A 14,798-nucleotide genomic window follows, 5' to 3' on the forward strand; every position below is an offset into this window, starting at 1 on the left:
TCGGTCAAAGCCGACACGCAACCCTCTAGCTCTACGAATCTACAAATCTACGCGAAAGCTGAGATGGTATGCGGAACCATCAGGACAATCCGTACCCGCCGCCTCCTTCTGGCGGGTAGGGCAACCGGGTGCAGCGGAAACTCTGACTCTGCTGGCTCGATGTTGCGGCGGCATACACCTTGAACCTCTTGTGCGCGGGCAAATTGGCCGCCCAGCTATGATCCGTGTCGCGGTACGGAAGATGCTGCTGAACGGCGTTCCGATCCGGTAGCGTAGCGTTCGTACGTTACGTCAACGCCTCGTATGTCAACCCATGTCCGTCCGGCATGCGCCCAACTATCTTCGATACGGCTTCCTCCGTTCGTTCACCCCACTGGTTGCTAAGCGCGTACGTCTTCCCATTAACATGGATTAAATCTTCGTCGCTACAGAAGAACCGCGTCGGGGACTTGCTCGGGAATGCCGCCATCAACTGTTGCCCAGTCAGCGTACCATCCATAGCGAGAAACATGTTCCCACTTCGCCAATGCACCTCGCGTCGAATGTCGTCGGGAGTCAAACCATGCGCTATCGCCTCGCGCACCACGTGATAGATAAACCGGCGTTTCGGCAAGTTGTCGAAAATTTCGCCCGACTGCGTCTCTACGCGATAGCGAGTAAAGTCTCGACTTCGACTTTCGACCGCCGCAGCCTCCATTGACTTTTCGCGTATCGCCACCTGAAACTCTGCGGCCTCAGGTAAGGGGATTACTTGTTGGATATCCAAGAGAACGTACTCTTTGAATGGGTACGGTACTGCACGTACACACGTGACATCGATGCCGTGCGCGTTCAGCCAAAGCACGGTTGAAGTAATTTCCTTCGAGAAATCTGCTGAGACAAGTACGATTCGAACATTTCCGCCCAACGATACAGGGCCTTCTGGAATGCCGACAAACGTGCGAATCGCTGTTTCAGCGGTGTCCACGGGCAGACCGCGCGATGCAAGGTATTTACGATGAGCATCGACAGCTTGGTCGAACCGCATAGTCGAAACCATCGCAGCGTAGCGCAGAGCCTGCAGTTCCATGTGGCCGCCGTCCTCAGTGCGTTTCAGTTCAACGACAACCAGTTGTAGATTACGGTCCAAACACAAGAGGTCTATGCGGCGCCTGCTGTCCTCCCATTCGCCAAACTCCTCAGCCAGCACCATCGAGTCGGGCAGGATAACGTCAATTTGATCCCGCAGTACTCGCTGTACATCCTCTTTTTCGCGTAGATTGAGCTGACTGTACGTAGCGGACGGAACTGCGCACAGCGAGTCGGTCGTCAATTGATATAGCGCCATGGCTGCCCCGTGAGACTATGTTCGGTTGATGCGCGATTCTACGGCGAGATGTCGCTAACGCCAACGACGGCTTGCATCAAATTCCCGGCCCGCAGCGTCGAGCTATCAACGCTGCGGCGTCTGCTAACCTGATTGTTACCACTTCGGTCGGGCGCACGGCGTCCCGCGTCGGTAGCAGGCGTCGTAGTAGTCGGTGATCGCCTTGCCCCTCGCGGGGTCGGTTACGCCGTCTTCATAGACATCTTGAATCATGGATGCCATATAGGGCTGCGCAGTTAAGGGCATCGCGCCGACGAACTCCATCTGTTGTTGCTCCGTCAAACCTTGATTGCGACAGCGAATGAACCGCTCGGCGATGGGTAGCTTTTGGTCCAGCAGGGTTTGGCATGCCGCAGCCGACTTCTTGGCGTCATTGAATTGCTGCTGAGCCTGCTGCTGGTCGCTCTGTTGCGAAGCCTTGTACTTCGCAATGTCTTTCGCATCCTGATCGGCAACCATCTGCTGCGCCTGCTGCCGTCCAGCTGCCGCTCTCTGCTCCATCTGCGCACGATACGCGGCGTTGTCGCCCTGCTCCTGCTGTTGCGCTTGCTGCTGCGTCATATCTTGGTCGGACTGCTGAGGCTGACCCGTCGCGGGTTGGGTGACGGCATTCTGGACCGAGTGCATCACGCCGAGTAGCTGGTTCAGCTGGGCATGAGTAACGACGGGGGCAACGGCCACCAGAACGGCGGCAGAAATTCTCGAAAAATTCATGGTCTCTGGTTTCCTCGGTGGTGTTCGTAGTGGACGGCGGCCCGGTCGTGCTAGGCATACTCCATGCCTAACTTCCTTGGGACGCTCCGATTCCCCGGAGCGCAAAAAGTCTATCGTTAATGATGTTTATAAGCATCAATTAATTGACGCTTATAAAGCGTGGTTGCAAAGGCGTCATGTCAGCATGCTTTGCGGCATGAGCGAGAAATCGAAAATCCGTGACCGACGTAGCCCCGTGGCAACCGCAGTGGGCGAGCGGGTCAAGGCATGCCGGATAGCTGCGGACAAGTCGCAGGAGGAACTGGCATACGAGGCGAGTCTGGATCGCACTCGTGTCAGCGCAATCGAGCGCGGGGTGGCAAACCCGACGGTTGAGACGTTGGCGACTATTTGCTACGTGCTTGGCATCACGCTCTCGGACCTGTTCGAGCCGCTTGCGCTTTCGCTCAAGCCATCTGTCAAGCATCGTCGAAGTGCAGCACCGGAACCCAGACGCAGAGCCCTACGGTAGATTGCCGTCACTTCAGCGCCTTACGTGGTTTGCGAAATCCGATCGAGATCGCACCATTGAGCACAACGGACAAGGTCTCACAAGCTGTCGTGTATCTTGCGTAGCGGCGCCGTTCGCCAGTTTCCCAGCGCGCGTAATCGAGCTGAGCGTTGCAGGTCCCCATAGCTGTCGGCGGCCCTTCCGCTGGATCGAGAAGCAGAAACGCGCCCGGCTTGAATCGTTGGTTGCACCCGATGCCAGCAGCGCCGATCGCGAGCACTGCATGGTTGTGCAACGTCCCAACCTCGCGCCAGCTACAGATCACCAGCCGTTTCTTTGCCAGTTCGCTTTCGACGAACGCGACGGCTTCCCGGTGTGCGCCGCGCTCTAGCAGTCTTGTGCTCAGCCCGCAATCAAGTTCTGCAACAAACGCCGCCAATTCGCCGAATGTCATCCCGTTCAGGAACACTTCGGCCGTTTTGCGCCAGAGTATTGCCTCAAGCCGCCGCCGTCGCGTGGCGATCGTCGATGGATCATCGATCAGGCCAGCAATCTGCAGCACCATGAGCAGGCAGTGCATCACGCACGCCGAATCGAGGCGGCTCTGCTGCGAATGGACGGCATGCTTCGAGCGCGCCGCGCCGAGATGAAAGCCCGGCCGGATGAGCGGATGAAACCGCTGAATGACAAAGTCCACGGCTAATACTCGTTGGGACACAGGATCGTCGTCGCACTACGATCCCATTCCGTGATCACCCATAGCTTTTCCCTGTTCGGCCCAACTTGATAGGCGCTGAGGATGCGAGTCCCTTCGGATACAGCGCGGTCATTGGCTGCGCGGTCCTCTGCGTCCAGTTCTCCCCAATCGCCGCACTGATGACGGACAAGCAGTGTCAAGGGAAGCACACCGGCGCGTTGCATCGCATCAAGCGCACCCGGCGTCGCCACGGTACGGCCAAGGTGAAAAAGGAATCGGTGGTTTCTTGTCATGATTAGGTATCCTTAATATTTAAGGCGAGCGCCGTCCCCAGTTGAATTATCGATATCAAAGGCTCATTGGGTGGGGAGAAAACTGAAGCGCGAGACTTCGACAGTGCGTTTCGGGACAGCGGAGGCGTTACAGGGGGCGGTTACCGGGCGCGAAGACGCCAGAACTCGAGGCTGAGGGGAAAACTACCTGAGCTGGTCAGGCGCGCGCCTCAAAACGGGTATTTTTCTCCAGAAGTCGTCAAAAATCGCCAAAAATCTGCTGTTCCGCGAGCAAAATGTAACACAAATTCCCGAATTCATAACAGGGATGGATCAAATGGCATTCTTGTCCGCAATTTTGCCCAGTTCGGGGGGCGCGAGCGACTTCGCGGGGACTCTCTGGCACAAAAATCCCCCTCCGACCCGAATACAGCCCTCACAGCGGGTCGCGGGAACCGCGCCAAGTGGTTGGCTGGGCTCAGATCGGCGGCGGCCCTATGCCCAGATCATCGCGAATGAAATTATTTTGTAATAATTGTGCGACGCACAATTTCCGTTTCAGTAGTTTTTTGACGCCCAAAATCTCGGAATTTGCTCATTTTTTGTGCAAATCGCGCGCTTGGCAGTCCGAAGCCTGCTTTGAGGCAGCTGCACGCCTCGTAACCACGTTTGACTCAGCATATTTCGACGGCTCGGTACTCGTCGCAGGCGAAGCCCATGCCGGATTCAGGCTAGCGGTACCCACTAACTGGAGCTAGATTCATAGGAACTCGCGCATCGGTATGTGCCTCGCGCATCGAAGGTTGGCATTGCGTGAATTGAGCGAGATACCGCCGCCGCAACGATACATACGACGGCCCATCAGGCAGGAGGCATAATCCTGAATCCTGTCGGTCTGCCGACAACGATAGCGAGCACTCTCACTTATGTCTGCCCTCCAGAAACTCCTCGAGACCTTTCGCCAAGCCGCCGTTACCGAACGGGAAAAGGGTACGTTGTTGATTTTCACGGAGTCTTAACCCACCGTTTTCATCTAAATTTGACCCACCTCGAGACAGCGTAGTACATCTATTCCGGTGTGGATAACTCTTCGTTTCCAGCCGGTTTTGCTGCCCTTTTTCTCGTTGCCTTCGCTTTGGCAGAACTGGTCCTGAAGCGCCACGATTCGTTGCCAGTCTCGACGATGTGGCAATGATGCGTAACCCGGTCCAGCAGCGCTGTCGTCATCTTTGCATCCCCGAACACCGTTGCCCACTCGCCGAAGCTGAGATTGGTGGTGATCGCGACACTCGTATGCTCGTACAGCTTTGACAGCAGGTGGAACAGCAATGCGCCACCGGTCTGGCTGAACGGCAGATAGCCAAGTTCATCGAGAATCACCAGATCGACGTACATCAGCTTGTGTGCGATCTGGCCTTGTTTGCCCGCCGATTTCTCCTGCTCCAGGGCGTTGGTCAGCTCGACAGTTGAGAAGTAACGCACACGCTTGCCGTGGCGCTGTACGGCCTCGATTCCGATTGCCGAGGCAAGGTGCGTCTTGCCAGTGCCCGGCGAACCCACTACACACTGCCCATCATCATTGCGATGATGTGATCATCCGCTATCCGTTTCACCCTCGCTGCGGTGAACGGATAACCGTCATCGGGATGAACAATTACCGGGGCGAGTCGTATCTGACTATCAGGCAGCCCGATGGCACTCTGACGCATCTTCCGCCGTGGATGGCAGGCGAGGATGCTGCCCGCATGTCTGTCGTCGTCCAGCCGGAGTTGCCTCATGCGGTGCTGATCGAACTTCTGCGCCTGGTCGACACGGCGTTATCGTGCTTTGCGGCGGTAACACCTGAGGGAGGCAAAGATGCGCAACCAGATGACGAGGCAGAAGGATCTGTTCGAGGAAACTGTGCCGGAGGCGTTAGTATCAGAGGAGATGCAAGCCGAGCTGGTGACGCAACTGGCGCTGCTGATGTTCGCGTTGATCGACGTCATCGAAGCGGAGGCGCGTGATGAGCAAGATCGGCGCTGAACACCTTTCCCGTCGTGCATACGTGTACGTCCGTCAGTCAACGCTGGATCAGGTCCACCACAATCGCGAGAGCCAGTTGCGCCAATACGGGCTTGCCGATCGCGCACGCGGACTTGGCTGGCCAGATGCGACGGTTATCGATGACGACCTGGGTCGCTCCGGCTCTGGCAATCATCGTCCCGGATTCGAGCGCCTATTGGTGGCACTGTGCAGCGGCGAAGTGGGTGCCGTATTCTGCATCGAAGCCTCGCGTCTTGCGCGCAATGGTCGTGACTGGCACACGCTTCTGGAATTCTGCCGTCTTGTAGGATGCCTGCTGATTGACGAAGATGGAATTTACGATCCGAGACAGCCTAACGATCGCCTCCTGTTAGGCATGAAGGGCACGCTTTCCGAGATGGAGCTTTCGACGTTTCGCCAACGCTCACAGGCGGCTCTTGATCAGAAAGCCAAACGCGGTGAACTGTTCACGTCGGTGCCAATCGGTTATGTGCGTGCACAAGGAAATCGTATCGAGAAGGATCCTGATACCCGCGTCCGGGAAGCGCTCGATCTGGCGTTCCGGAAGTTTCGCGAGTTTGGTAGCGTCAGGCAGGTCCTCCTATGGATTCGACAGGAATGCATTGAGCTACCCGCGGTGAACTACGGCCCGGACGGTCGCCACATTGTATGGAAGCTTCCCGTCTATAACACCCTTCTGCACATCCTGACGAATCCGACTTATGGCGGCGCATACGCGTTTGGCAAGACCCGGACTATTGCTCGCATTGTGAACGGACGCAAGCGAGTGTTTGCGGGCAACCCCCTTCAGCGCGAGGAATGGCAGGCCTTGATCATCGAGCACCACGCGGGCTACATTAGCTGGGACGAGTACGAGGCGAACCGCAAATTGATTACCAATAACGCGAACATGAAGGGCAGCATGGTCCGCGGCGCTGTCAAGCGCGGGAGCTCGCTTCTGGCGGGACTGCTTCGTTGCGGTCACTGCGGGCGCAAGCTGCACGTTGCGTATTCCGGCACCAAAGGCACCGTCGCGCGGTACAACTGTCAGGGCAGCATGATCAATCATGGTGGCCCTCGCTGCATTTCGTTTGGTGCGGTTCGTGTTGATCAACGCGTTACTGAAGAAGTTTTGCGCCAACTTCAACCGTTAGGTATTCGTGCATCACTCGAGGCCATTGAACGTACACGAACAGAGCAGGACGAACGCGTGCGGCACAAGGAGCTGGCACTTGAACAGGCGCGGTATGAAGCTGCGCGAGCACGTCGGCAATACGATGCGATTGATCCTGAGAACCGGCTGGTTGCGGCGGAACTTGAGCGACGGTGGAATGAAACGCTGAAGACGCAGGTGCAAATACAGACCGAACTCGACCTCCTGCGCGAACAGTCATCGAGGGCGCTGAGTGCGGGCGCGCGTGATGAACTTCTGCGACTCGGTGAAGACCTGCCCCGGCTATGGCACCACCCGGCCAGTTCGGTCGAGATCAAGAAACGCATTCTTAGGACGGTCGTCAAGGAGATCGTTGCCACAAAGCAGGACGACACGATTCGTGCACTCGTGCATTGGCAAGGAGGCGATCACACCGAGATCGTGTTCGAGAAGAACCACACAGGTGAGCATCGCTGGGCCACCGATGTCGCAACGATAGACATCGTTCGCGCGTTGGCGAGAACGTTGGCAGATCAAGGCGTAGCGGCGGTCATCAATCGACTAGGCAAACGGACGGCGAAGGGCCACACCTGGACCGCCGCGCGAATCTGCACGCTGCGGAAGGACCATCGAATCCCTGCATATCGCGAAGGCGAACGGCAGGAGCGCCGCGAACTGACGGTTACAGAAGTAGCCACCCTGCTGGGTATCAGTGCGCCAACCGTCATCCGCCTGATTCGAGTCGGGAGGTTGCCGGCGTCACAGGCTTGTCTGGGTGCGCCATGGATCATCCAGCAGGTGGACGTCGACAATTATCTGGAGCGACGAGCTGCGGACCGTCCGCAATCAGATAACTCAAATCAATTATCCATTGATCTTCAATGACATAGGGAGGTGAGCATTATGTCTCGTGCCCGGGGCCGCCGATGAACACGACGTTGTGTGCGCTTGCGAGAAACGACAGTTCGCTGAGTTCACGAATCAGCGCTTCATCAACTTGTGCCTGTGCGAAGTCGAAGCCTTTCAGGTCGCGGTGAGCCGGGAAGCGTGCGGCGGTCATCTGGTAAGCGATCGAGCGGACCTGCCGTTCGGCGGTTTCCGCCATCAACAGCTGCTTCATGAAGCGCTCCGGCTCGAAGTCAGTGTGACGCGCCTGTGCCAGTAGCTCCGGCCAGGTACTCGCCATGCCGTGCAGTTTGAGGCCCTTGAGCTGGGCAATGATGTCGTTAGACATGACGATCCTCCGGTGGGTTGGCGCGTAGCGTCTCGTAGCGATTCACGTCAGCCGCCGGTTCTTCCTTGAGCTGGAGTTTCGTGGTGGCGAGACTGGCACTCGTGACAGGCGCCTTCAGCCGGCTCAGCACGTTCAGGACATGCTCCCCACTGGGGCGCCCTGAATCCAGCGCAGCCTGCACAGCGAGCAGCACAGCATCGAGTCCGTGTTCGCGCACCGCGGCGAGCACCTGCGTCATGATGCGATCGCCGCCCGGGTGTTTGAGCAGGTGCCGCTGCAATAGCTGCAGCGGTTGCGGCATCGTGATGAAGGGCGCACCGTTGCGCAGTGCGCCGGGTTTGCGCTCGACCAGCGTGATGTAGTGTCGCCAGTCGTAAAAGGTCATGTGCCGCTCGAAGCTGCGTTCGTGGCGGGCGATCTCGTGCGCGTCGGCGACGACGCTGAGATACGCCGGATAGCAGCGCACGCTCACCAGCTGGTTCGTGTACTCGGTAGGCACGCTGTAGCGGTTGCGCTGGACGTGGATCAGGCTGGTCGACGAAACCCGCAGGGTCTGCTCGACGTAGCCGTCGAACGGCCGTGGGTTGGGCATCAGCCGGGTGCGCTCGTCCTGCAACACGTCCTCGACTGTCAGCTCGGGCCATTGCGGGTGCCGCATGTGCCAGGCTTCGCGACACTGGCCGGCGACCCATTCGTTCAGAATCTCCAGCGTCTCCCAGCGCCGTAGCGCCGCTTCGTGCCAGATCTGCCGTCGGCGGTCCTGAACATTCTTTTCGACGATGCCTTTCTCCCAGCCTGCCGCCCGGTTGCAGAACTCTGGCTCGAACAGATAGTGGCTGCACATCGCTTCGAAGCGTGCGTTGACCGCGCGCTCCTTGCCGCGGCCAACCTTGTCCACGGCGGTCTTCATGTTGTCGTAGATGCCGCGCCTGGGCACACCGCCGAATGCGGCGAATGCGCGGGCGTGCGCGTCGAACAGCATCTCGTGACTCTGGGTGGGATAGGCGACGAGCCAGAACGCGCGGCTGGCGTTGAGTTTGACGTGGGCAACCTCGAGGCGCCGCCGCAGCCCGCCGATGAAGGCGTATTCGCAGCTCCAGTCGAACTGGAAGGCTTCGCCGGGCTCGAAGGCGAGCGGCACGTAGGCCTTTCTGCGCGGCGCTTCGGCCTGTTCCTCATGCCAGCGCCTCACGAACGCGCTGACGCGGCCGTAGCTGCCCGCGTAACCCTCGCCGCGGATCGCCTCGAACATGAATCGCGCGGTGCGCCGGTCGCGCTTCGGGCGATGACTGTCCGCCCGCAGCCAGCCCGTCAGCTGTGCGGCCCACTCGTCAACAACGCTCGGACTGACGCGCTTTGGATACTTCGGCTCGACAGAATCGGTCTGCCGCAGCCAGCTGCGCACCGTGTTTCGGGACAGGCCCGTACGCCTCGCAATCTCGCGCAGCGGGACCTGCTCGCGGAAATACATCCGCCTGATCTTGGCCAATATGCCCACCGTGATCACCTCTGTATCCCCTGCTCAAAGATTGAGCAGGACATTCAATCACGTGGGTCAAAATTCGATGAAAATTACGCCCCTTAGTGGGTCAATTCTGCGTGAACATCAACACCTTAAGCTGTTTGATCGCTTCAATGACTGCACCCGGCACGCCGGATCGCTGCCAGGCTTTATGCAAATCATTTTTATACCAGTATAGGTTCGCCAGCCCATCCTTGATCAGGACTTCAATTTCTTCGTTGAAGACGTCAAACATTCTTGCCTCGACACAAATGGCTCACAAATGCATGGGACACCGATCCGGTGACCGGCGTTTCTAACAGCCTGCGCTTGCGTTATCGAAGGAGATTCACTGACCGAGCCGTTTTCGAATAAGGATCGGCGACTCGGTCAAGATTTCGGGCACGGCGCAGTTGCCACCTTCCCAGTACCGTCTCGCAATGTCACGATTGTTCGGCAAGAAGTCAATGCCGATTGCGAAACGGTTCGCACCGTTTAACAAGGAAAAGTCGGCAATGAATCTCTTAGCAGTGGCAGTAGTTAGTTCAACCTCATACAGGTACGGATTGCCCCCGAGGTGTGCACGGCAAGCGTCAACAGCGTTCATCCCGTCCATGACGAAGACACAGTTCAGTCGGCTTGGGCGGTCGCTGAATTCCGCCGCACGAATCGCCTCGAGCGTCATCTCGCTTGCGAGACGCCAAGGCTCGTTGAAGCCATCAAGGGTTAGCTGCATACCTGATGGATTCCAGTAGCGTGATCTATCTAGGCGGCGTCCCCAGTTTCCCGGCTGCAGAATCGTATCTATTGAATGCTCTATCGCTGAAAAGTGGTAGTAAGTCATCGTGAACGCGCTCCGTTCCCCTGCTAAACGACGCTGAGTTTCGCTTTGCTTTTTCCGCGACCAGACCCGCCGCCCTCGATACTGTGATAGTTGGTGAGACGGAACAGCAGGTTGTCGAATTCCACAACCGGCAGCGCCAGCGCGTTCGAGATCGTATGCTTCGTCATGCCATCAGCACGCAACATCTGCAGAACCTTGTCCCAAACGACGGAGGTTTCACGCTCGACAGAATATGGCTCAGATTGCCGGTAGTGTTGTGATATCTGGATTGCGAAGTTGCGGTACTGCCAATCGGTGGTAATGCCTAGGCGATGCAATCGGTAGTTCAAAGCGGCGACCGATACTCGCCACCGCTTTTTGGCCTCCACTATCTGATTTACTGCGTTGACCCGAGGGAGCCGTGCTTTCAAATCTCCCTCTGGCATCAGAAACGCCGAGGCAAATTGGTTAGCCTCCTCTTCGACGACCCTTCCTCCCTCTGGACCACCATGCTTGTGCAGCACAAGATGCCCAAGCTCGTGTGCGGCGTCGAACCTGCTGCGTTCGGCAGTCTTGAACGTGTTAAGAAAGATGTAGGGCGTTTCCTTTCGCCACATCGAAAAGGCGTCGACCGTCTTTGTGTTCTCCGCGAGCGAAAACACCCGCACACCCTTGGCCTCGAGGAGATGCACCATGTTTGTAATTGGGCGATCTCCAAGCCCCCATTCCTCGCGCAGAACCCGTGCTGCAGCTTCGGGGTCAGCGCAGTCCTTACAGTCGATGAGCGCATGCGAAGGTAGATGGAACCGCGCGTCAACCCAATCGTTGAAAATAAACGAAAACGCGCCAGCGGCGAGAGCCGCATCCCTCTCGCGAGCAGACATTGTGCTCATCGACCGGAAGCTGGCAGCTTCCGGCTGTGGCTCATCGATGTCGTTGCCGGAGAAAAAAGCGACCGGGAAGTTCAATGCGTTCGAAAGCGCATTCAAACTTTCCTCGGGTGGTTCCGCTTCGCCGCTCTCATACCGAATGATTGTCTTTTGATCGCAGCCCAGCACCTCTGCGAGAGCCTTTTTCGTGAACTTGCGTCGGCGCCTAGCGAGACTCAGTCGGCTTGGATTAAACATGCTTACTTACGGGTTACTTCGATAGGGAATGCGTCGAGATCGTCGTCATCGTCGCTGCTATTTTGATCGCGGATCGGCGTATTCCACTCACCGGGAGCCACGAGGATGATCTTCTCAAGGCACTCGGAAGCGTAGCCAGCGTCGAAATCCCCCAGCAACGACAATTCGGCCTGAACGTTGTCGCCCTCGATGAAAACGCAAACGTGCCACGTGGCGTATTCGCTGAGGTTGGTGACCGGCCCTTCGCCCTCAGGAAGGGGCCAATTGTCGGCGTCCGGCAGCGCGAATTGATGGACCTGTTTATTGTTAAACGCAGCGCGCTCCGAGTTGGGGCCTTTCTTCGAACGGTTCTGCGGCACGCGATCGGGAATTCCAGCCCCGTCGTCGGCATTCAGGATGGCCAGTCGGACCTTTTTCTCGCGGTTCAGACAGGTAGCAAGGCCGCCGGTATTGTCTTTGAGCCAGCCCAGCGGTCGAAGCAGTTCACGGCTTCGACGGACGCCGTGTCGCCACGAAGAATAGCCTGCAGCGCCCGGTGGGTCGTTGTCAGTACAGCCTGCATATCCCGCGACACACGCTTGCACGATCTCAATCATGATTTCGCGGGTGAGGCCGAGTTGCGTCAGCCTCGACTCGACTTCTTCGAATTTCTGGTGCACGACCGCGGGCATACGAGGACTCCATGTCCATTTTTGGAGCCTCAATTGTAGTGGAGAAAGTGGACATTGTGTAGGCTGGGTGGCGATATCGGAGGCCGCTGAAGTGCCCCTCTAGCGGACGGCGTACCTTGCGCACTCAACGCCCTTCGGACGAGCGGGGCCGGCGATTCAGCCAGATGTACACCCCACAGCGAGTCGCTCGAAGTACGCAGCACGGAATTGCCTTTTCCGCGGCATCAGCCTGGAGGAGGATGACCTGTTGTTGTTTGCAGAAAGTGTTACATGGGCGCTTCGGCAACGCGAAAAATATACTTGACATCACCCGGTGGACTCGCTAGCCTCACTTTTACCGCGACGCAGGTATGTACGTTTTTCACTCTCACCAAGCGGTGAGAGGCGGCTACGCGAGGATATGCAGATTCATTGCCTCTGCCTCGTACGTCTTGGAGTTACGATTCATAGCTGTTGCCGCCTTCGGTGACGCCGGGCTTGAGTTCGGTAAGCGGAAGGAGGATGCGCCTGGTCACCCTGTGTCCTCGGCACCTCGGTTTTTGCAACCAATGTTGCGACCGAGTCGAACGGCGAGTGTCGTCGTCGGTCGTGCTTGCTAAGGACACTGTCATGAACATCCTATCCTTCGAAGATCACGTTTTCCCGCGCCCAGTTGAGGCGCTTCCAGAATTCGCCAACGCGCAGGCTCGTCGCTCGCTCGCTGAGAGAATTGCGGCGGCTTTTGGGTTGTCCGCCGCGACGGCAACAGCCATCGCGAATTCCGTTGTTGATCCGTCCGCCGTGAGAAAATTGATCGGCGATCCATCAGACCCCGAAGTCGAACGAATTGCAGTTCCGGGGGGCACGCTCCTTGGAATTCGAACGACTGTTTGGTCGCGGCGAGTCATGCCTGATCCTCGGAACCCCCGCACCCTTCCATCTCGGCGGCACCCGTTCGCGGTTGACCCGGGAAGTGCCGGTGAAGACTCGAAGTTTCGACCGATACCGGAGCCTCGCGCGTTGGATGCGAAGAGACCGCATCTCGCCGAACTCGAAGTCGAAATCGAAAGTCGACACCACCTGAATTGGGCCGCGCAGCATGCTGCTGCCTACGTCTTGTCGGAGAACGATTGGCGCTCTTCCATCGCATCCCAAGGAGTGATGGAGGCGGTCTGGCTTGTATCTACGACATATAGCTCGCCAGACGGAACGGAGCCTGCAACGACACTGACCACGGCCGAGGGCTCTTCCCGCGTGACGGCAGTTCACCATCTCTTGGATGTGCGGTCAGCCGACGTTCCATACGAATCCAATGAGGCTGCGTTTCGTGCGCGGATTCGGAAGCTGAACGCGAGTCTCGAAACTGGCGCGGACAACAACGATCTCATCGCATTGCGATGCGAGCAGATTCCTGCGCTAATTCTGGTGGGTTTTGTCCCACATTCGTCGGGTACGACGGGATTTTCTACTGCGGTGAAGTCGTTGGTCGCGTTGCGTCACGTCGACCCGCCGAAACCTTGGGGGGAAGGGCCTGAAAACGAGTCGTTAGCGGATGAAGTGCTTGATGAGATGTTCCGGCGCGGGCTCATTTCCGATACCGAGCGCAACTACTATGCGGGTGCGTGCACGAAGTCAGAAGCCGAAGCGGCACACCTGTCCTCTGATCCGGTTCGAAGAGCCGCTAGCATCGTCCGCTTGTTGACAAACGCCGGCCCGGAATTCAACGAAGCGATCCGCGTAGCAGTGACCAGTCAGTCAACGCGAAAGCGAATCACGTCAAAACTGGCTAACGAACTCGCGACGGCACTCATACTTCGTGCGGTTGCAGGAGACCCAGCGAAAACCGACCAGATTCGGCGCTATATGCGGCATGCCTTTGGCAAGTCCGTTCATCGTGAGGCGTGGGAGAGTACCGGTAGGGATACCGACCAGTTAGTTAAGAACGCGTTGTCAGAGCTTCGGGAGGCGATTGCCGCTGGCGGTGCGATCGACGCCGGTCCGGCATCGGTCGAATTGGCCGTCCGGGCGTCCTATCCCCTGCTCGTATCAGGCCGGCTCAACGCTGATCGGGGCACTTCGGGCAACTCGCAACCTGATCGCAGAACACCAGGCGAAGTACTTGATGCTATGCGCCAGACTCAACAGGGCATTTTCCAGCTTGGGCAGGCACTTACTGATTTCGGGGAGGGTGCTCCGCTTAGGGCAGTCGATGAAAATGGCGACATCCGAAAGCTCAAGGATGGCGGCGGCGATCTGCCGATCAACGACATCTACCTACGCGGCGAATTCCCCCCTGCAGGGAAGAAGCGGGCCCCTCGGCCCGGCGATACCCCGCAGGATCACTTTCACAATCGAGTCGACGCGTTCAGTGCCGCGATGGAAGAAGCAAAGAAAGCCTTTGCCGATCTTGGTTCCGTGACCGGCGATGACGCGCAACCTTTGGTCGAGTCGCAGGGAGTTGATTACCGAGCTTGCGCCGTCTGGCGAGAGCTCCTTGCAGAAATCGACGAGGAACTCGTTGTTTGGAGTCGAACGTTCCGACGCGCCTATGGCACTGGCGAAGTGCCTTCGTCTAGTAGGGGAGCTGCGGAACAGGCTGAAGAACCATTTGATGAAACCGAATGGGACGAAGGCGACGACGATCAGAACGTTGCATAGCCGACCAGCTTTGCGGGGTCAGAAGCCCGCTTGCGGCAGATTGGCGGCAAGTGGGTGCCGCGAGGTGGTCGTTGAATCGCTGGTTGCA

At 57.9% G+C, this 14,798-nt stretch carries 13 protein-coding genes and 2 pseudogenes; 4 read left to right on the plus strand and 11 right to left on the minus strand.

Annotated features, from left to right (window positions below; all coding sequences use genetic code 11):
* Positions 1–286 precede the first annotated feature (286 nt).
* The gene (locus L0U84_RS00730) at positions 287–1,327 is read right to left on the minus strand and encodes a hypothetical protein (RefSeq protein ID WP_233846329.1); all 1,041 of its coding nucleotides are present in this window, start codon (positions 1,325–1,327) and stop codon (positions 287–289) included.
* 135 nt (positions 1,328–1,462) lie between these two features.
* A complete protein-coding gene (locus tag L0U84_RS00735) occupies positions 1,463–2,080 on the minus strand; it encodes a hypothetical protein (protein WP_233846331.1) in 618 nt (205 codons plus the stop codon).
* A gap of 184 nt (positions 2,081–2,264) precedes the next feature.
* Between L0U84_RS00735 and L0U84_RS00740 the strand changes: the two genes are divergently transcribed.
* On the plus strand, positions 2,265–2,591 hold the full coding sequence (locus L0U84_RS00740; protein ID WP_233851889.1) for a helix-turn-helix transcriptional regulator: 327 nt from the start codon (positions 2,265–2,267) through the stop codon (positions 2,589–2,591).
* 7 nt (positions 2,592–2,598) lie between these two features.
* Here L0U84_RS00740 and L0U84_RS00745 read toward each other — a convergent pair whose 3' ends face one another.
* The 3 genes and pseudogenes from L0U84_RS00745 to L0U84_RS00755 form a co-directional block, all read right to left on the minus strand.
* On the minus strand, positions 2,599–3,267 hold the full coding sequence (locus L0U84_RS00745) for a hypothetical protein (RefSeq protein WP_233846333.1): 669 nt from the start codon (positions 3,265–3,267) through the stop codon (positions 2,599–2,601).
* A 2-nt stretch (positions 3,268–3,269) separates the two neighbouring features.
* Positions 3,270–3,560, minus strand: a complete 291-nt coding sequence (locus tag L0U84_RS00750) for a hypothetical protein (RefSeq protein ID WP_233846335.1) — start codon at positions 3,558–3,560, stop codon at positions 3,270–3,272.
* A 1,047-nt stretch (positions 3,561–4,607) separates the two neighbouring features.
* Positions 4,608–5,102: pseudogene (locus tag L0U84_RS00755) on the minus strand (ATP-binding protein); the annotation flags it as partial.
* 294 nt (positions 5,103–5,396) lie between these two features.
* Between L0U84_RS00755 and L0U84_RS00760 the strand changes: the two are divergent.
* Positions 5,397–5,564 carry a hypothetical protein gene (locus L0U84_RS00760; protein ID WP_011493047.1) on the plus strand — a complete coding sequence of 56 codons (168 nt, stop codon included), beginning with the start codon at positions 5,397–5,399 and terminating at the stop codon, positions 5,562–5,564.
* On the plus strand, positions 5,545–7,602 hold the full coding sequence (locus L0U84_RS00765) for a recombinase family protein (protein ID WP_233845960.1): 2,058 nt from the start codon (positions 5,545–5,547) through the stop codon (positions 7,600–7,602). Before L0U84_RS00760 ends, L0U84_RS00765 begins: the two co-directional genes overlap by 20 nt.
* Positions 7,603–7,630: 28 nt before the next feature.
* Here the strand turns inward: L0U84_RS00765 and L0U84_RS00770 are convergent.
* From L0U84_RS00770 to L0U84_RS00795, 6 genes and pseudogenes are all read right to left on the minus strand, one after another.
* A pseudogene (locus L0U84_RS00770) lies at positions 7,631–7,951 on the minus strand (ATP-binding protein); the annotation flags it as partial.
* Positions 7,944–9,422 carry an IS21 family transposase gene (gene istA / locus L0U84_RS00775; RefSeq protein WP_267939715.1) on the minus strand — a complete coding sequence of 493 codons (1,479 nt, stop codon included), beginning with the start codon at positions 9,420–9,422 and terminating at the stop codon, positions 7,944–7,946. The pseudogene L0U84_RS00770 and the gene istA, both read right to left, overlap by 8 nt.
* A gap of 118 nt (positions 9,423–9,540) precedes the next feature.
* Positions 9,541–9,708, minus strand: a complete 168-nt coding sequence (locus L0U84_RS00780) for a hypothetical protein (RefSeq protein ID WP_233846337.1) — start codon at positions 9,706–9,708, stop codon at positions 9,541–9,543.
* Between the two features lie 93 nt (positions 9,709–9,801).
* Positions 9,802–10,296, minus strand: coding sequence for a hypothetical protein (locus tag L0U84_RS00785; RefSeq protein WP_233846346.1), 495 nt, complete (start codon positions 10,294–10,296; stop codon positions 9,802–9,804).
* Between the two features lie 23 nt (positions 10,297–10,319).
* Positions 10,320–11,402 carry a helix-turn-helix domain-containing protein gene (locus tag L0U84_RS00790; RefSeq protein ID WP_233846348.1) on the minus strand — a complete coding sequence of 361 codons (1,083 nt, stop codon included), beginning with the start codon at positions 11,400–11,402 and terminating at the stop codon, positions 10,320–10,322.
* 2 nt (positions 11,403–11,404) lie between these two features.
* Positions 11,405–12,073 carry a hypothetical protein gene (locus L0U84_RS00795; protein WP_233846350.1) on the minus strand — a complete coding sequence of 223 codons (669 nt, stop codon included), beginning with the start codon at positions 12,071–12,073 and terminating at the stop codon, positions 11,405–11,407.
* Positions 12,074–12,682: 609 nt separating this feature from the next.
* On the opposite strand from L0U84_RS00795, the gene L0U84_RS00800 reads away from it, so the two are divergent.
* On the plus strand, positions 12,683–14,710 hold the full coding sequence (locus L0U84_RS00800) for a hypothetical protein (RefSeq protein ID WP_233846352.1): 2,028 nt from the start codon (positions 12,683–12,685) through the stop codon (positions 14,708–14,710).
* The last annotated feature ends 88 nt before the right edge of the window (positions 14,711–14,798 follow it).

Source organism: Paraburkholderia sp. HD33-4 (assembly GCF_021390635.1).
In the GTDB taxonomy this organism is placed as follows: domain Bacteria; phylum Pseudomonadota; class Gammaproteobacteria; order Burkholderiales; family Burkholderiaceae; genus Paraburkholderia.